The following is a 17,033-nucleotide window of genomic DNA, read 5'->3' on the forward strand; positions in this document are numbered from 1 at the left end:
GATACTCCAGCGGAAAAGGGCTCGCACTTCGGTGCGGGCCCTTTTTTCATGTGGGGATCAGTTGTCTACCGCCTTCAGGAGGCGGCGCTCGATGGGAGCGAGGACACCGGGAAGTTCATGACCGCGCTTGAGTACCTGGCCATGCTCGCCGAACAGCGTCCACATGCCCTGCTTGCCGCGCAGCGAGGGGCGCTTCTCCAGCCGCGCCTGAGGACGCTCGGCATGCCGCACGAAGGCGGCGAATGTGGCGGTATCGCGGGTGAAGTCCATCGCATAGTCGCGCCATTGGCCGGCGGCGACCATTCGTCCGTAGACGTCGAGGATGCGGGTCAGTTCTTCGCGAGTGAACCCGACCTGCTCTGGCCGGCGTCCGGGAAAGGCAACGACCGTCGGCGACCCAAGCGCCATCAGTCGCCGGTACCGCTACGCTTGGCCGGCTCACCTGCAGAGCGCAACTCGGCGATCTCCTGCCGGAGAGCCTTCAACTCGTTCTCGAGCTTCTCGACGCAGTCGCGGCTCGGCTCGCACGGATCGTCGCACGGCGTGCCATAGGGGACGAATTCCTTCATCCATTCCTCTGCCGGCACCAGCGTGCTGCGCGCCTTGAGGCCGATCATCGTCGCGCCTTCCGGCACAGCGTCGGTGACAACGGCATTGGCGCCGATCCGCGCGCGCTTGCCCACAGTGATCGGACCGATGACCTGCGCGCCCGAGCCAATGATCACATCGTCCTCGATCGTCGGGTGACGCTTGCCGCCCTTGCCGTTAGTGGGATTGGTGCCGCCCAGCGTCACGCACTGGTAGATGGTCACGTTGTTTCCGATCTCGGCAGTCTCGCCGATCACGGTGAAGCCGTGGTCGATGAAGAAATTGCGGCCGATCTTCGCGCCGGGATGGATATCGATCCCGGTGACCATACGGCTCCAGTGATTGATCAGGCGGGCAAGGAAATAGAGTTCGGCCTCGAAAAGCCAGTGCGCTGCGCGGTGGTATGCCAGCGCCCAGACACCCGGATAGAGCAGCACTTCCCAGCGGCTGCGAGGCGCAGGATCGCGCGCCTTGATCGAGTCCAGATAGGCGATCAGCCGTTCCAACATGGTCTCAATCCTTCCATTAACCCGCTGTCAAAGCAAGCGGGCTTGCTCGGGACCCTGCACGGCATCGAGTGCGTCGCGCCATATGGACATGGTGGCAGGAACCTTGCGTTCAAGGCTCAGGCGGTCGATTTCGGCCACGATCCGCTCGATCGCGGCATAGCTGCGTTCCATGCGCGGGACGAGATAGGCAGGCGCTCCCTCGCCCAGCGCCAGCCCCCGCTGCGCAGCATGGCTGAGCATGAGCTGTGCGGCCATTTCGTCGTCGGGCGGGCCGATTTCGAGCTGGAGCGCGGCGCCCATGCGGCTGCGCAGGTCGGGCAAGGTAATTTCCCAGCCCTTGGCGTCCACCGTGAGCAGGAGCGGATAACCGTCCTCGCGGGCCCGGTTCCACGCATGGAATATCTCGGTCTCGTCCTTCGTGTGGGCATCGTCGATCGCCCCGCCACCCGTGTGTGAGGCGAACCAGCGTGCGAAGAGCGATTTTCCCGACCGTGCGGGCCCTGCAAGGATAGCCGTCCCGAACGGCCAGTCCTGCGATGCGCCGAGCGCTTCGGCAACGGCGCGATTGCCCTCGCCGATAATGATGCTCTCGGGGCCTTTCGTCCCGGACTGGGTAAGAGGCAGCGCAATCTGGCTCATGCTGGACACCCTGCGCCCAAGCTTAGCGGCTGATCAAGAGCGCGGTGGCTCCCTGCTGCACTGTGAAGCCCTGGCCGCGAAGTGCCTCGGCCAGTTCGCCGATCGAGCCCACATAGCTGACCGTCATGACCGACGTGCCTCCGATCGCCGTGCTGCGCACGCCTGTCGAGCGCACTCCCGGAGTGCCGCGCACAGAGGAAAGGACGGCCCCGAAGCTTGCCGCATCGGGTGTCTGGAACTGAACGGTGTAGAGCGCGACCGAGCCTTCTGGCGGAGGCTGGTTGATCGGAGCAGCGCTAATCGCGCCGCCGCTTGCATCTGTCGGCTGCGAAGCTGCCTGCGCACGCGCCTCGTCCTGTTCGCGAAGGCGGCGGCCAAGTTCGACCAGTCGCGCGATTTCGGGATTTAGGTCGCCGGTCTTCACATTGAGCGTGGGATCGGGACGGATCGTGCCGTCCGAGAGGGCAACCTGGAAGATCGCGTCGAATTTGCGCACCGCTTCTTCGAGCATGGCGGGAAGCTGGTCCGGGCTCTCGGCGGTGAGCGTGAAGCTTTCCAGGAATTCGTTGTCCGGGCCGTGGCGCGCGGTGAAGGTCCCCTCCACCGGACCGCCGGGGTAGGTGTAGCGCAGGCGTGCGATCGGGACGAGCACGTCGGCGGCCCCGAAGGAATCGAGGATGTCGCGCCACCAGACACGGCTGCGGCGGTTGGTCTGGCCGTACGTCAGCAGTAGCGATTCCCCGCCCGCGCCGCTCGGCCGCACGTAGTTCACGCTGCTCTGCCCGGCCTGAAATTCTGCCCAGGCGCGCTGCCACGGGTTGCGTTGCTCGTACATGAGCTGCGTCCCGCCCGAGAAAGTCACCGGGAGGAGCAGCATCGGCGCACTGCGCCGTGTCAGGCCGTCATCGCCGAGATAGGCGTTGGCTTTCTGGCGGTCGAAGATCACCCCAAGCGTGGCGATGTAGCGTTTGGGCCCAAGCCGCTCGCGCTGCACCACGATAGCCGAGACCATCCCCGCGATGCGCGATTCGGGAAGATCCGGCCCGTCGATTTTCTCCCACGCCTTCACCTGGGCCTCTCGCCAGGCTTCCTCGCGCGCTTCGATCCCGGTGGATGCACGCACATCGACCTCGATGTCGCTCACCTGGATATCGCGCGATGCGGCCACTGCAGCGATGCCGCGCTCGCCACCGACCTGCGCCTGCGCGAGCCATCCGGCACCGCCTGCCAGCGCAATGCCGGAAGCGATCAGGGCGATGCGGCCACGTGGAGAAAGGGAGGAAAATGTGCGCATGGGCTATGTTGCGGCGCCTTTTGCCCAATCGGTTCGGGAAATCCAAGCGCATTTGCTGGAAATTCGGACCGAACTCGCGCAAAGGCGAGAGCCATGAGCAGCGATACGCCTTCCTACACCTACGAACAGGCCGGAGTTTCGATCGATGCGGGCAATGCGCTCGTGAAGGCGATCGGTCCGCTGGTGAAAGCAACCATGCGCCCCGGCGCCGACGGCGAGATCGGCGGCTTCGGCGGATTCTTCGATCCCAAGGCCGCCGGATATAAGGATCCGCTGCTGGTCGCGGGCAATGACGGTGTTGGCACGAAGCTCAAGCTGGCCATCGATACCGACCGGCACGACACCGTCGGCATCGATCTCGTCGCCATGTGCGTGAACGACCTGATCGTTCAGGGCGCGGAACCGCTCTTCTTCCTCGACTACTTCGCCACCGGCAAACTGGAGAACGGTGTTGCCGAGCGGGTGATCGCGGGCATCGCCGAAGGCTGCAAGCAGGCAGGCTGCGCGCTGATCGGCGGCGAGACGGCAGAAATGCCCGGCATGTATGCAAGCGGCGACTACGACCTTGCAGGCTTCTGCGTCGGTGCCGTCGAACGCGGCGAGCAACTGACCGGCGAACGCGTTGCGCCTGGACATGTCCTGCTCGGCCTTGCCAGCTCGGGCGTCCATTCGAACGGTTTCTCGCTCGTGCGCCGCCTTGCAGAGGACAAGGAATGGAAGCTCGATCGCCCTGCCCTGTTCGACCAGGACAGGCTGCTGATCGAGACGCTCCTCGAACCGACCCGAATCTATGTAAAAACGCTCCTCCCGCTGGTGCGTGACGGGCTGATCGACGCGATGGCCCACATCACGGGTGGCGGCCTGCTCGAGAACATTCCGCGCGTCCTTCCGCAGGGTGCGCATGCCGAGGTCGATGCCGACGGCTGGCAGCAGCCAGGGCTGATGGCGTTCCTGCAGGCGCAGGGGAATATCGAGCCGGGCGAAATGGCGCGCACTTTCAACTGCGGCGTGGGCATGGTCCTCGCGGTCGAGCCTTCCAAGGTCGAACTCGTCCGCAGCCGCCTCGAAGATGCAGGCGAGCAGGTCCTCGCCGTCGGCCACATCGTCGAGGGCGACAAGGGCTGCACGGTGCGCGGTTCGCAAGGGACCTGGTCCGCGCGTGAGGAGTGGGAGGCCGTCCACCTTGGCTGAGAAGGCGAAGGTCGCGATCTTCATCTCCGGGCGCGGCAGCAACATGGCCGCGCTGCTCTATGCCTCGTTACTTTCCGATTCCGCCTTCGAGGTGGTGCTTGTAGCCGCCAACGATCCCGAGGCCGAGGGACTTGCCCTCGCCGAAGCCGAAGGTGTGAGTACCTTCGCGCTTTCTCACAAGGGCATGGTGCGCTCCGATCACGATGCAGCTATGGAAAAGGCCGCGCGCGATGCTGGCGCCGACTATATCGTGCTTGCCGGTTACATGCGCATCCTCACCGATGAATTCGCCACGCGCTGGGAAGGCCGGATGCTCAACATCCACCCCTCGTTGCTGCCGAAGTACCCCGGGCTCGATACCCATCAGCGGGCGATCGATGCGGGCGACAGCCATGGCGGCGTCTCGGTCCATCTCGTTACTCCCGAACTCGATGCGGGCGAGGTGCTCGGGCAGGTCAAGGTCGCCATCCGGCAAGGCGAAACGGCAGATAGCCTCGCCGAACGGGTAAGATTTGCGGAGCATCAGCTCTATCCGCGCGTTGTCAGTGAATATGTGGGCCGCGAGAACGATCCTGAATTCCTGCTCAGCAAGGTGCGCGAGCTGGCGCTCGCCCTGCCGCAATGCCACGAGCGCGAAAGCCACGGTTCGCCCGGCTGGCGCGCCGGAAGCGAGAAATCGGGCAAGTATTTCGCCTATTTCAACGACCAGCATCACGGCAGCGAACATGTCGCCGTGCTGGTCAAGACAGGCAGCATGGATGAGCTGCTCGACCTCGTCGAAGCGCAGCCTCAGGCCTATTTCAAACCCGCCTATTACGGCGCGAGCGGTTGGATCGGCGTGATCCTCAACCGGCCGGGCCTCGATTGGAACCATGTCGCCGACTGGCTGGAGCGCAGCTGGCGCAGCGTTGCACCAAAGAGCGCGACGAAACTAATGGATGCAGCGGACCAATTCTGATGGACCGGTTGACGCCATACATCTTCTTCATCGTCGCGATCCTCGCAATCGGCATGATCGCGCTGCAGGATGACGGCAGCTGGCGAACCGAGGAAGTCGACATGCTCGACGCGGTCCTCATCACCGGCGGCGTGCTCATCGGTGCGCACCTCCTCCGCTTGATCGGCCGGAAGGTGTTCGAGCGCTGGAAGGAGCGTCGCAAGTGACGCCGCCCCGCCCGCATCCCTTTGCCCGCTCGCGGATGGCCGAGCGCTTCGATCGCGTAGTCGAGTACATGTGGGAGCGCGGCTGGGACGAAAAGCCGCCGCTTGAGCCGGAATACCTCTGGAAGATTGGCAGCCGAGGCTTCGATTCCGCCGACGAGATATCCATCAGGAGCGAGGAGACGGTCGCCGATTTCCGAGAACGGCTCGAGGCACTGTGCAAGGCGCTTCGTGAAGAGGCCGATCTCAATGCGCTGGGCCATGCGATGGCATACGGCCAGATCACCGGCGCGATTCGCAAGCGCCACGCGCTCGGCAGGATCTGGCGCGAGGAGCCCGACCTTGCGAGGACACCGATTGCGCCGCCCATCCTGGTAGTCGGCCAGATGCGCAGCGGGACCACGCGTGTCCAGCGCCTGCTTGCAGCCGACCCGCAGCATAGCGGTACGCGCTTCTGCAACAGCCATGATCCTGTACCCTCGAAGCCTGACCTGAGGCCGCTCAAGGGCCGCTTCGCGCTCGCCCTCGCGCGCCGGATCAATCCCTGGCTCGACACCATGCATCCCTTCGGCAGCCTGCGCACCGACGAGGAGATCGGCTGGCTCGCTGCGGCACTCTCGCCAGCGACCTTCGAGGCGCAGTGGCGGATCGATTCCTTCGTGGCCTTCAGTGAAGGCCGCGACCAAGCACCGATTTACCGCGAGTTCGCGCGCATCCTGCGCACCGATGCTGCCAAGATGGGCGATGCCGGAAAGCCGCGCGTCCTCAAATGTCCGCAATTCGCAGAGGATCTCGGTGCGCTGCTCGACGAGTTTCCCGACGCCCGCCTCGTCGTATGCGAACGCGACCATGAGGAAGTGCTTGCAAGCAGCATATCCATGACCGCCAGCCAGATGGCATTCCAATCCGACAATCACGACATCGAGTGGTTGCAGGAGGCCTGGGCGCGCAAGATCGCCGCGCGGCAGGAAGCGATGGACGCGGCTCTTGAAGAATTCGAAGGGCCGGTTGCCCACATTGCATTCTCGGCGCTTAATGCGAACTGGCGATCTGCGATCATGCAGGCGTACCTCACGCTCGGCATGCCGCTGCCCGATCAAAGCCTTGCAGCGATGACTGCGGAGCGGGAAAAGTCGGCACGCGACCCGCATGACCGCCATGCCAGCCAGATCGCCAATTTCGGCTCCGCCGCAAGGGCCTAGAGCGGCCGCTTTCTACATCTGGTCGGCGCCTTGGCCCAGCAGCCGCGCGAGCTGCCGCGGTTCGCCATCGCAATAGGTCTGGAATTCGGCGATCCGGCCGTCCTCGACCCTAGCCCGCCACAACCGGTCCTTCGCGACAAGCGGGTCCCTGGCAGTGGTCTCCCCCTGCATCAGCACTTCGTCGCCGACGACCGAATAGCTGTCGACCTCAATATGGAATTCGGGTTCCATCGTCATGAACATGCGCGTGGCTTCGACGATGTTGCTTCGCCCCTCAAGCCTGCCGCCGGAACTATCGATGAATGTACAATCGGCCGTGATGCACTTGGCCAACGCGAGGTGATCGTGCGCGTTGAATGCCGCCATCAACTGGCGCGCAGCATCCTTCCGCTGATCCTTGAAGAACATTCACGAATCCCCCGCTCGGGCGCATTTTGCCGCAGGTCGGGGCCGGAATCCAGTGTCAGGCGTATCGAGCGGCGAACCGCGGCACGGTCATGTTGCCGTTTGCGCGTGTGACTTCGATTGCCGAGATCATGTCATCGTCAAAACCGACCCGCCAAAACGTGTCGCCGGCTATTTCGCGTACACTTGTATCGAGGCGGCCGCGCAGGAGTACGTCGCCGTCGCTGTAATCGGCCGATTCGATGACGATTTCAGGCCAGTCCGAGCTCTTCCGGAACCGCTCGACCGCATCGATCATGCGATCGAGGCCCTTGATCGCGTCGCCGCTCACGTCGGAAAATACAACGTCTTCAGACACATATTCGGCAGTCCGGCGATATTGCCTGCGATTGAGCGAATCCACGAAAGCACGAACCGCGCTTTCGCGAGTGCGCCGTTCGCGCAGGTGAGGGAACAATGCCGAAAGCATGACGGGCGCACCTTAACCCAAGATGCGCCCGTCACCTAACCTGTTTACTTTTCACACTTTTCGAGCGCGAAAGAGTAACTTTCAGTCGTTCAGCCGACGATTTCGCTCTCGTCGAAGAAGAAATCGATCTCGATCTTTGCATTCTCTTCGCTGTCCGAACCGTGGACCGAGTTTGCTTCGATCGATTCGGCATAGGTCTTGCGGATGGTGCCTTCTTCGGCGTCGGCCGGGTTGGTGGCGCCCATCACGTCGCGGTTGCGCTTCACGGCGTCTTCGCCTTCGAGGACCTGCACGACGACCGGACCCGAGGTCATGAATTCAACGAGGTCACCGAAGAAGGGGCGTTCCTTGTGGACCGCGTAGAAGCCTTCGGCCTGCTCGCGGGTCATCTTGATGCGCTTCGAAGCCACGACGCGCAGGCCGGCTTCTTCAAGCATCTTGGTGACGCCGCCGGTCAGGTTGCGGCGGGTGGCATCGGGCTTGATGATCGAAAAGGTGCGGGTGACCGCCATGATGTGTGTTCCTTGCGAATTTCGAATGTTTATCGGGGGGAGAGAGTTCTCGCGCGCGCCCCTAGCGCCAAGGGGGCGAAGGGGCAAGAATTAGTCGAATCCGCGCGTGACGCTGATCTGTCCCTCGGTCCGACCTTCCACGCGAGTTACCTGAAGCGCGAAACTGGCTTTGCGATCGCGGTTCTCACCACCCAACGTGGTGGTTTCGCCGCCCGACACCTCGATCTCGGGTTCGACACCCGCTTCTATCGCCTGCTTACGATAGAATTCGACCACGTCGGCGCGCGTGTCGGACGTAGTGAACTCGACCGTCACGAAAGCACCCTCGCCTTGTTCGACCCGCGTAGTGTTGGTGATTTCCGCTCCCGGGTAGGCCGTGAACGGCTCCGGCCAGCGAACCGGCACGTTTTCGCCGGCGCGCATGGTGGTGGTCACGCCTGCCGCATCGGTGTGCGTTGCGCGGACCTCGCCGCTTTCCGGATCGATCGTGTAGGAGCCGAGAGCTTCGGCCTCCGCTGCCTCGGCTGCATCTTCTCCAGCACCGGTGTCACTAGCTCCGCAAGCAGAGACAAGGAGGGCGGAGCAGAGGAGAATGGGGGAACAGGATCTCATGCCCAATCGACGGGCGAGATTGCAGCAGGTTCCTGAAAGTTCAGCGGCCTTCGCGCCAACCGCCCTCGGGCGTCTGCTTGAAGATACGGTTCTCGATGTCGTCGCGCGCGGAAAGCGTGCGCCACAAGTCGCGGGCCGCCTCGGTTGCATCGGCATCGAACAGCAGCATCGCGCGATCGAACGCGCTCGCCTCGTCGCGCCACTGACCGTCGGCAAGGATGACCATCCTCGCATCGTTGGGAGCCTCGCAGCCATCTGAAATCAGGATCGGCTGGCGCGCCGCGTGGGGCGCATCGGCAAGGCCGTTGGCAAGGAAGCTGCCGCCGCCCTGCTGCCAGAGAGCATCGGCCAGCCGTGTGCGTAGCCCTTCGTCCGCTGCGACCACCAGCAGCCGCTCGCCCGCCTGCATCACCTTGCGGGCGAGCTTGACCACGGTGACATCCACCGGATCGCGGCTCAGCTGGTAGAAATCGACGAGGATGAAGTGACCCCTTTTCCTGGCTTCAGCTCTGCTCTTCGCCTGCCGGCTTATTGCGCCGGCATCGCTCGGAGCAATAGCGCACGTTGTCCCAGTCGCGCGCCCATTTCTTGCGCCAGGCGAAGCTGAGGCCGCAAGTTGCGCAGATCTTCGTGGGAAGGTCTGCCTTGCGCCTCATCTTCGCCATGAGCGCTGTTTCCGATCAGCTTTCGACCGTATCGGCGATGAGACGATCGATCAGGCGCACGCCGTAGCCCGTGGCGCCCTTGCCCCACGTGCGGCCCGGCTTGTCCGACCAGGCCATGCCGGCGATGTCGATATGCGCCCAGGGCGTATCGTCGGCGATGAAGCGCTGGAGGAACTGCGCCGCGGTAATCGAACCTGCGCCCTTGCCGCCGATGTTCTTCATGTCGGCGATCGGGCTGTCGATCAGCTTGTCGTAGGCCTTGCCCAGCGGCATGCGCCAGACCTTGTCGCCCACGGCCTCGCCCGCTTCGGAAAGGTCCTTGGACAGCTCGTCGTCATTCGAGAATAGGCCTGCGTACTCATGGCCGAGCGAGATGATGATCGCGCCGGTGAGCGTTGCGAAGTCGACGATGCGCGAGGGCTGGTATTCTTCCTGCGTCCAGTGGAGCGCGTCGGCCAGCACAAGGCGACCTTCGGCGTCGGTGTTGAGGATTTCGATGGTCTGGCCGTTCATCGACTTGACCACGTCACCCGGACGCTGGGCATTGCCGTCGGGCATGTTCTCGACGAGACCCATGACGCCGACCACATTGGCCTTCGCCTTGCGCTTGACGAGAGCGAGCATGCCGCCCGCAACCGCACCGGCGCCGCCCATGTCCCACTTCATGTCTTCCATGCCCGGGCCCGGCTTGATCGAGATGCCGCCGGTATCAAAGGTCACGCCCTTGCCGACGAAGGCCACGGGAGCTTCGCTACCGCCGCCGTTCCAGCGGATTGCGAGGATGCGCGATTCGCGCACCGAACCCTGGCCGACGCCGAGGAGCGAACCCATGCCGAGCTCTTCCATTTGCGCCTCGTCGAGAACGACGAGTTCCGCACCGGTGCCCTCGAAGCGTTCCTTGCAGCGTTCAACGAAGCTTTCGGGATAGATGATGTTCGCAGGCTCGGTCACGAGCTCGCGGGTGAACTCGACACCCTCGGCCAGCGCGAGGTGATCCTGCCATGCGGCCTCCGTGCCTTCGGGCGCTCCGACCACGGTGACGCCTTCTAGCGTGATCTTCTGCTCATCCTTCAACTTGGTGCGATAGACATCATAACGCCAGTTGCGCAGGCGCAGGCCGAGCAGCACATGCGCTGCCTCGTTCGCATCCAGCGAGCTGTCGGTCAGGTCGAGAACCACTTCCTTGTCGCCGGTCGACTGGTACTTGCCTGCCAGCGCAGCGCCTGCCTTCTCGAGGTTTGCGAGGCGGCCCTCGTCATTGCGGTCGCCCGCACCAGCCAGCGCGAGGCGAGCAACGCCATCGCCGGTTTCAGCAAAGCCGTCGAAGGTCTGGCCTGCATTGCCCTTGAAACGTGCCGCTTCGGCGCCGGCGCGCATTGCAGCATTCAGGGAATCAGGAAGCTTGCCCTTGTCGACCACATGCGCAATGAGGCGCGCGCCTTGCGGACGGGACTGGCTGAACTGGATGTGCATGGAATCTCCCAAGATATATTCTGGACGGGAAGCCGACCGTGCCGCCGGTCCCCGAGGAAACGCGATTGCGATTAGGCGTGGCCGGTGCGATAGGCAAGCCATGGTCCCGGCCCCAGCCAATAGAAACATAACAGTGTCGCGCCTGCTGGGATCCGGCATGGCCGCGCTCGTGCTCGCCAGCGCATCGCCCGCTTTTGCGCAGGAAGGCGCAGCCACCGGTGCGGGCACCGTGGAGGAACCGGAAGGCGAAAGCCCTAGCGACCTCCCCGCCCCGCAAGACCCGGTCATCGTGGCGAGCCAGGATGATACCCAGCTCCCTCCGCCCGAATTCAACGCCGAGGGCGAACGCCAGATCGCATTCGAAGCCGATATCCTCAGCTACGACAGCGATGCCGACATCACTACCGCCGAAGGCGATGTGCTGCTGCGCTCGGGCGACCGCTCGCTGCGCGCCGACAGCGTCAGCTGGAGCCAGCGCACCGGCGTGATCGTGGCGAGCGGGAATGTCCGCTTCGTCGATGAGAACGGCAACCAGCTCTATACCGAACGCGTCGAGCTGACCGACCAGTTCGAGGCCGGCGCGATGGAAGACCTGCTGCTCGCGCTGCGCGCCGGAGGCAGGCTCGCGGCCAATCGCGGCGTGCGCGAGAACGACGGATCGATCACGCTAGAAGAAGCCGCCTACAGTGCCTGCGCGGTGACCGATCCGGATGGCTGCGACAAGGAGCCGAGCTGGCGGATCACGGCTGAACGCGTGATCTACGACCCCGAGGACGAGCGCGTGCGGTTCCGCGGCGCCTATCTCGAGCTTTTCGGAGCGCGGCTGCTGCCGCTCCCCGGCCTCTCGATCCGTACGGACGGTGGCGCCGTGTCGGGTTTCCTCGTGCCCGACCTGCGAATTTCGGAAAGCAACGGCGTCGAGGTTTCGGGTAGCTACTACCTGCGCTTCGCGGACAACCAGGACCTCACTGTCTCGGGTTATGTCTTCTCCGAGGCACCGCCGATGGTCTCCGCCCAGTGGAGGCACCTGACCGACAAGGGCGCATACCAGATCACCGGCTATGCAACGCACAGCCGCCGCTTCACCGATGCGAGCCGCACCGACACTTTCGACAGCGAGCCGCGTGGCTACGTGTTCGCGAACGGCAAGTTCCAGTTCTCGCCCGAATGGAGCCTTACCGGGTCATTACGCCTCGCCAGCGACCGCACCTTCCTGCGCCGCTACGACATCAGCCGCGACGACCGCCTGCGCTCGATGATCGATCTCGAGCGGATCGACGCCAACTCCTATTTCTCGCTCTCAGGCTGGGCGACGCAAACCCTCAGGCTCGGCCAGGACCAGGACAATGTCCCGGTCGCGCTGCCGGTGCTGGATTACCGGCAGCGGCTCGCCGATCCGGTCGCGGGCGGAAATCTCGAGCTGCAGGTCAACACTCTCGCCATCACCCGGAAGGAAGGTCAGGAGACCGAGCGCGCCTTCGCAAAGGCACAGTGGGACCTGAAGCAGATCACCGGGCTCGGGCAGGTCGTGACCTTCACCGGCCTGCTGCGCGGCGACGTCTACCATTCTGACGGCAACCAGTTCACCCAGACTGCCTCCTATCGCGGCAATCCGGGTTGGGAGACGCGCGGTGTCGCGCTTGGCGCGGTCGATGTCGAATGGCCTTTCGTGGGCGAGCTTTTCGGCGGCGAGCAGGTCTTCACACCTCGCGTGCAGCTGGTGGTGACGCCAGAGATCAAGAATCTCGCGATCCCCAACGAGGACGCGCGCGCGATCGATCTGGAAGACAGCAACCTTTTCGCGCTCAACCGCTTCCCCGGCTACGACCGTATCGAAGACGGCGCACGCGTCACCTATGGCTTCGACTGGAAGCTCCGCCGTCCGGGATGGGAGCTCCTGACAACCCTCGGCCAGTCCTACCGCCTCGATTCCGATCGCGACATCTTCCCCGACGGTACGGGCCTTTCAGAAAAGGTCAGCGACTTCGTGGGCCGCACGCAGCTGCGCTACCGCGATTTCCTCAAGCTCACGCACCGCTACCGGCTCGACAAGGACAATTTCGCCGTGCGCCGCAACGAGATCGACGCGACGATCGGTTCCAGCCGGACCTATGCCGAGATCGGCTACCTGCGTCTCAACCGCGACATCACCACGGTGGAAGACCTTCAGGACCGCGAGGAGCTGCGTGCCGCAGTGCGCGTGGCGTTTGCCGATTACTGGTCCGCATTCGGTTCGGGCGTGTTCAACCTCACCGACCGCGAAGAAGATCCCACGCTCACCAGCGACGGCTTCCAGCCGATCCGCACGCGCCTCGGCATCGCCTATCAGGACGACTGCCTCGAGATGGGCGCGACCTGGCGGCGCGATTACGTGTCAGCAGGCGATGCGCAGCGCGGCGACACCTTCCAGCTTTACTTCAGCCTGAAAAATCTGGGGTTCCGCTAGGTTAGACGGGGCGCTGCGTGTTGGCAGCGCAGGTCAAACGCGCTATCCGCGCCCTCGGTTATCAGCAACGGTTAAGCCGGGGTCAGGCATGACCGCCGCATTCGGGCGCCGAAGACGCGCCGCAAGGGATTTTTTGAGCGTGAACGCAACATTCGTTTCGAAACTGGCCGCCGCGGCCGCAGCTATCGGACTTCTCGCCAGCGCACCGGGCGCCAGCGCGCAATCTGCAGTGGGCGCGCAGGATCCCCTGAACCTGCCCGAGCAGTTCAACATGCTCACCAATCCCGATCCCAACGTTCGCAGGGCAACCGCCGTGGTAAACGGCCACGTCATCACCGGCACGGACCTCGACCACCGCGTCGCGCTGCTGGTCGATGCGAGCCAGAACGAGATCTCGGCCGAGGAAATGGCCCGCGTCCGCGCGCAGGTTCTTCGCAACCTGATCGACGAGACCCTGCAGATCCAGGCTGCCGAAGCCGAGGAAATCGAGATCGACCGGGCGGAGATCAACCAGACCTACAACCGCCTCGCCGCGCAGAACAATCGCCGGGTCGAGGAAATGGATGCCTATCTCCTTTCGATCGGATCTTCGCCGGTTTCGCTGAAGCGCCAGATCGAAGGCGAGCTCGCGTGGCAGCGCCTGCTGCGCCGCAAGGTCGCGATGTTCGTCAATGTCTCTGCCGAGGAGGTGAACGAGCTCATGGAGCGCCTGAACGCTTCGAAGGGCACGGACGAATACTGGGTCTGGGAAATCTTCCTCTCGGCAACGCCGCAGAACGCTGCTGCCGTTGAAGCCAACGCGCAGAAGATCGTCGAGCAGCTGCGCCAGGGCGGCAGCTTCGTTGCCTACGCCCGCCAGTTCTCCGAAGCTTCGACCGCTGCGGTCGGCGGCGACCTCGGCTGGATCCACCTGCCGCAGCTCAAGGATCCGCAGCTAGAGACGGTCGTCGGCCAGATGCAGCCCGGCCAGCTTGTCGGCCCGATCCAAATTTCGGGTGGCTACTGGATCGTCTTCCTGCGCGAGAAGCGCCAGGTGCTAACCGCCGATCCGCGTGATGCAATGCTGAGCCTCAAGCAGATCCAGGTCTCCTTCGACCCGACCGCCGGTGATGCGGCGAACGAGGCGAAGCTGCAGAACTTCATTTCGGGCGTCCAGTCGATGCGCGGCTGCGGCAGCGCCGACGAAGTTGCTGCATCGCTCAACGCAAACGTCGTCACCAACGACCAGATCCGCGCCCGCGCCCTGCCCGAGCAGCTGCAGAACATCGTTCTCGGCCTGCAGATCGGCGAAGTGACGCCGCCCTTCGGTTCGGTTCAGGAAGGCGTGCGCGTGCTGATGCTGTGCGGTCGTGACGACCCGCAGAGCGAAAGCGGTCCGAACTTCGACGAGCTGATGGCGCAGATCGAGGATGAGCGCGTGAACAAGGCAGCCCAGCGCTACCTGCGCGACCTGCGCAACGACGCCTACATCGAGTACAATTGACGCCCGCACTACCCCCGCTTGCGGTATCGCTCGGCGATCCGGCGGGGATCGGACCCGAGATCATCTCGGCTGCTTGGGCCCGGCGCGAACATGAAGGCATAGCGCCCTTCTTCGTGACCGGCGGTGCCGGCGTGCTGTCCGCTGCTGCAAGAGCGTGCGGGATCGCAGTGCAGGTCCAGCAGATCCAGAGCACCTCGCAAGCGGCAGAGGTGTGGGACGAGGCACTCCCTGTGCTGGGCGAGGCAGACCACTCCTATGAACCCGGCACGGTCAGCGAAGCCGGGGCGAACCTCGCCCTGCATTCGCTCGAGACGGCAACCAAGCTGGCTCTCTCCGGAGAAGCCGGAGGGCTGGTCACGGCGCCCATCGCAAAGTCGGAGCTTGCGAAGGTCGGCTTCACCCAACCGGGCCAGACCGAGTATCTCGCGGACGCCTGCGAACTGGATCGCCATGACGCGGTCATGATGCTTGCCGGGCCGAGCCTGCGCGCCGTGCCGCTCACGATCCATCACGCGCTTGCCGAGGTGCCAAAGCTCCTCACGCGCGAACTGATCTGCCAGCGCGCGAGGATTGTCGCGTCCTCGCTGCAGCATGATTTCGGCATCGAGGTTCCGCGGATCGCGGTCTGCGGGCTCAATCCGCATGCAGGCGAGGACGGTCGATTCGGCAGCGAAGAGGCAGAGATTATCGCCCCGGCCATCGAGGAACTGCAGGCAGAGGGCTTCGCGATAACCGGTCCCTATCCGGGCGATGCGCTCTTCACGCCGCGCGCGCGCAGCACCTACGATGTTGCGCTGGCTATGTATCACGATCAGGCACTGATCCCGCTCAAGGCGCTGGACTTCGACGAAGGCGTCAACGTAACCCTCGGCCTGCCAATCGTGCGGACGAGCCCCGATCACGGAACGGCATTCGATATCGCGGGCAAGGGTCTTGCCGATCCCGGCGCGATGATCGCAGCGCTGCGTATGGCAGGCGAAATGGCCGCAAGGCGCGCCCGCCGTGGCTGACCTGCCTCCGCTCCGGGAAGTCATCGCGCGCCACGGCCTCAGTGCGTCGAAGGCGCTCGGCCAGAACTTCCTTTTCGACGAACAGCTGCTCGACCGCATTGCCGCGGTTCCGGGCGACCTCGCCGGCAGGAACGTGCTCGAAGTCGGCCCCGGCCCCGGTGGTCTGACCCGCGCGCTCCTTCGTGCGGGCGCGAAGGTGACCGCGATCGAGATGGACACGCGCTGCCTCCCCGCCCTGTCCGAACTCGCCATGGCCTTTCCCGACCAGCTGCGCTTGATCGAGGGCGACGCGCTCAAGCTTGATCATGACGACGTGATGGGCGGCGAGCCCTACGCGGTGCTATCGAACCTGCCCTACAATGTCGGTACCGCCTTGTTCACGCGCTGGATGGGCGGCGAGGAATGGCCGCCGCTCTGGACCTCGCTCACGCTGATGTTCCAGCAGGAAGTAGCCCAGCGCATCGTGGCGAAACCCGGAAGTTCGGCCTACGGGCGCCTGGCGGTCCTTGCCCAGTGGCGAGCGCAGGCCAAGATGGCGATGAAGGTCCACCGCAGCGCCTTCACCCCGCCGCCCAAGGTCATGAGCGCCATCGTCCACGTCGAACCGGGCGAGATGCCCGAGGGCGTGTCGGCGAAATTGCTCGAACGCCTGACCGAGGCCGCCTTCGGCCAGCGCCGCAAGATGCTGCGCCAGAGCCTCAAGTCCATACCCGGCGCTGTCGACGCGCTCGAAGGGATCGGCATCGATCCCCAGCGCCGTGCCGAAACGCTCGAAGTCGGCGATTTCGTCCGGCTCGCCCGCGTTCTCGGCTAGTCTTCGCGCAGCGCCAGTTTGCGCAGCATCTGTGCGGCAACATCCAGCGACTGGAGCTGGGTCGCATAACGCGCAAAGAGTTCGGGCTCGCAGGCCAGGGCATCGGCCAGTTCCTCGAGCGCGCCAGCCGATCGTTCCATGTCATCTGCGGTGATCTGCGAGCCGTGAAGCGGCGCGGACATCGCCTGGACATTATCCTGCCCGCGCATCTCCTGCATGATACGCTGGAAGGCACGGTCGACCGCGCGCTGGGGTTCGGCATTGGGCAGCCAGTGCTGCACGGTGATGCGATCTTCGAAGGAGACGCCAGCCTGGTCATCCCCCAGCCACACGACCCTCCCCGAAACCGAGAGCGCACCGCGCTGCAGTTCGACATTGCTGCCGACAGCCGGAAGATCGCTACCCTCGATCAGCGCCCCGATGGGCGAGATATTGCACAGGCGCACGACGCCCGCGCTCTGGGGCGCATGCATGGTGGCGCGGACCAGGATGTCTATCCTGTCCTCGCGACGTTCCTGGAGGGCTCTGCCTTGTATTTGCACGACCGTTATTCCTTATAG

General features: G+C 64.3%; 20 protein-coding genes. 8 read left to right on the forward strand and 12 right to left on the reverse strand.

The features are described 5' to 3' along the window. Window positions 1-57 precede the first annotated feature (57 nt). Genes K3163_RS10320 through K3163_RS10335 form a run of 4 tightly spaced genes read right to left on the reverse strand, consistent with a single transcriptional unit; the run spans window position 58 to window position 3,030 of the window. Window positions 58-408 carry a DUF2794 domain-containing protein gene (locus K3163_RS10320; protein WP_221427985.1) on the reverse strand — a complete coding sequence of 117 codons (351 nt, stop codon included), beginning with the start codon at window positions 406-408 and terminating at the stop codon, window positions 58-60. Further along, on the reverse strand, window positions 408-1,097 hold the full coding sequence (gene epsC / locus K3163_RS10325; protein WP_221427984.1) for a serine O-acetyltransferase EpsC: 690 nt from the start codon (window positions 1,095-1,097) through the stop codon (window positions 408-410). Before epsC ends, K3163_RS10320 begins: the two co-directional genes overlap by 1 nt. A 27-nt stretch (window positions 1,098-1,124) precedes the next feature. Next, complete coding sequence (locus tag K3163_RS10330) at window positions 1,125-1,736, reverse strand: HdaA/DnaA family protein (protein ID WP_221554160.1); 612 nt, start codon at window positions 1,734-1,736, stop codon at window positions 1,125-1,127. A 22-nt stretch (window positions 1,737-1,758) separates the two neighbouring features. Further along, on the reverse strand, window positions 1,759-3,030 hold the full coding sequence (locus tag K3163_RS10335; protein ID WP_221427982.1) for a heavy-metal-associated domain-containing protein: 1,272 nt from the start codon (window positions 3,028-3,030) through the stop codon (window positions 1,759-1,761). Window positions 3,031-3,123: 93 nt separating this feature from the next. On the opposite strand from K3163_RS10335, the gene purM reads away from it, so the two are divergent. Genes purM through K3163_RS10355 form a run of 4 tightly spaced genes read left to right on the forward strand, consistent with a single transcriptional unit; the run spans window position 3,124 to window position 6,584 of the window. Further along, a complete protein-coding gene (purM, locus tag K3163_RS10340; protein WP_221554161.1) occupies window positions 3,124-4,221 on the forward strand; it encodes a phosphoribosylformylglycinamidine cyclo-ligase in 1,098 nt (365 codons plus the stop codon). Next, window positions 4,214-5,179 carry a phosphoribosylglycinamide formyltransferase gene (gene purN, locus K3163_RS10345; RefSeq protein ID WP_221554162.1) on the forward strand — a complete coding sequence of 322 codons (966 nt, stop codon included), beginning with the start codon at window positions 4,214-4,216 and terminating at the stop codon, window positions 5,177-5,179. The genes purM and purN overlap by 8 nt, the downstream gene beginning before the upstream one ends. Further along, window positions 5,179-5,385, forward strand: a complete 207-nt coding sequence (locus K3163_RS10350; RefSeq protein WP_221554163.1) for a hypothetical protein — start codon at window positions 5,179-5,181, stop codon at window positions 5,383-5,385. Before purN ends, K3163_RS10350 begins: the two co-directional genes overlap by 1 nt. Next, window positions 5,382-6,584, forward strand: coding sequence for a sulfotransferase (locus K3163_RS10355; RefSeq protein WP_221554164.1), 1,203 nt, complete (start codon window positions 5,382-5,384; stop codon window positions 6,582-6,584). The genes K3163_RS10350 and K3163_RS10355 overlap by 4 nt, the downstream gene beginning before the upstream one ends. Window positions 6,585-6,596: 12 nt before the next feature. Here the strand turns inward: K3163_RS10355 and K3163_RS10360 are convergent, their stop codons facing one another. The 7 genes from K3163_RS10360 to K3163_RS10390 form a co-directional block, all read right to left on the reverse strand. Beyond that, entirely contained in the window at window positions 6,597-6,992 is a 396-nt protein-coding gene (locus K3163_RS10360) for a nuclear transport factor 2 family protein (RefSeq protein ID WP_221554165.1), read from the reverse strand. Window positions 6,993-7,047: 55 nt separating this feature from the next. Beyond that, window positions 7,048-7,458: a nuclear transport factor 2 family protein gene (locus tag K3163_RS10365; RefSeq protein WP_221554166.1), complete on the reverse strand. Its 411-nt coding sequence runs from the start codon at window positions 7,456-7,458 to the stop codon at window positions 7,048-7,050. A gap of 89 nt (window positions 7,459-7,547) precedes the next feature. Beyond that, window positions 7,548-7,970: a nucleoside-diphosphate kinase gene (gene ndk, locus K3163_RS10370; protein ID WP_221427975.1), complete on the reverse strand. Its 423-nt coding sequence runs from the start codon at window positions 7,968-7,970 to the stop codon at window positions 7,548-7,550. A gap of 90 nt (window positions 7,971-8,060) precedes the next feature. Beyond that, complete coding sequence (locus tag K3163_RS10375) at window positions 8,061-8,582, reverse strand: hypothetical protein (RefSeq protein WP_221554167.1); 522 nt, start codon at window positions 8,580-8,582, stop codon at window positions 8,061-8,063. 40 nt (window positions 8,583-8,622) lie between these two features. Then, the gene (locus tag K3163_RS10380; RefSeq protein ID WP_425594724.1) at window positions 8,623-9,138 is read right to left on the reverse strand and encodes a DNA polymerase III subunit chi; all 516 of its coding nucleotides are present in this window, start codon (window positions 9,136-9,138) and stop codon (window positions 8,623-8,625) included. After that, on the reverse strand, window positions 9,086-9,247 hold the full coding sequence (locus tag K3163_RS10385) for a DUF2256 domain-containing protein (protein ID WP_221554168.1): 162 nt from the start codon (window positions 9,245-9,247) through the stop codon (window positions 9,086-9,088). The genes K3163_RS10380 and K3163_RS10385 overlap by 53 nt, the downstream gene beginning before the upstream one ends. 15 nt (window positions 9,248-9,262) lie before the next feature. After that, the gene (locus tag K3163_RS10390) at window positions 9,263-10,720 is read right to left on the reverse strand and encodes a leucyl aminopeptidase (protein ID WP_221554169.1); all 1,458 of its coding nucleotides are present in this window, start codon (window positions 10,718-10,720) and stop codon (window positions 9,263-9,265) included. A gap of 157 nt (window positions 10,721-10,877) precedes the next feature. Here K3163_RS10390 and K3163_RS10395 point away from each other — a divergent pair, with 157 nt between their 5' ends. The 4 genes from K3163_RS10395 to rsmA all read left to right on the forward strand — a co-directional run bounded on the left by K3163_RS10395 (window position 10,878) and on the right by rsmA (window position 16,473). Continuing rightward, the gene (locus tag K3163_RS10395; protein ID WP_247712655.1) at window positions 10,878-13,166 is read left to right on the forward strand and encodes an LPS-assembly protein LptD; all 2,289 of its coding nucleotides are present in this window, start codon (window positions 10,878-10,880) and stop codon (window positions 13,164-13,166) included. A 139-nt stretch (window positions 13,167-13,305) separates the two neighbouring features. Further along, a complete protein-coding gene (locus K3163_RS10400; RefSeq protein ID WP_247710087.1) occupies window positions 13,306-14,649 on the forward strand; it encodes a peptidylprolyl isomerase in 1,344 nt (447 codons plus the stop codon). Beyond that, the gene (gene pdxA, locus K3163_RS10405) at window positions 14,646-15,659 is read left to right on the forward strand and encodes a 4-hydroxythreonine-4-phosphate dehydrogenase PdxA (RefSeq protein WP_221427969.1); all 1,014 of its coding nucleotides are present in this window, start codon (window positions 14,646-14,648) and stop codon (window positions 15,657-15,659) included. The genes K3163_RS10400 and pdxA overlap by 4 nt, the downstream gene beginning before the upstream one ends. Beyond that, window positions 15,652-16,473, forward strand: coding sequence for a 16S rRNA (adenine(1518)-N(6)/adenine(1519)-N(6))-dimethyltransferase RsmA (gene rsmA, locus K3163_RS10410; RefSeq protein WP_221554171.1), 822 nt, complete (start codon window positions 15,652-15,654; stop codon window positions 16,471-16,473). Before pdxA ends, rsmA begins: the two co-directional genes overlap by 8 nt. On the opposite strand, the gene K3163_RS10415 is transcribed toward rsmA, so the two are convergent. After that, window positions 16,470-17,015 carry a PilZ domain-containing protein gene (locus K3163_RS10415; protein ID WP_221554172.1) on the reverse strand — a complete coding sequence of 182 codons (546 nt, stop codon included), beginning with the start codon at window positions 17,013-17,015 and terminating at the stop codon, window positions 16,470-16,472. The genes rsmA and K3163_RS10415 overlap by 4 nt on opposite strands. Between the last annotated feature and the right edge of the window lie 18 nt (window positions 17,016-17,033).

The organism is Qipengyuania xiapuensis (genome assembly GCF_019711395.1).
GTDB classification, from domain to species: Bacteria; Pseudomonadota; Alphaproteobacteria; order Sphingomonadales; family Sphingomonadaceae; genus Qipengyuania; species Qipengyuania xiapuensis.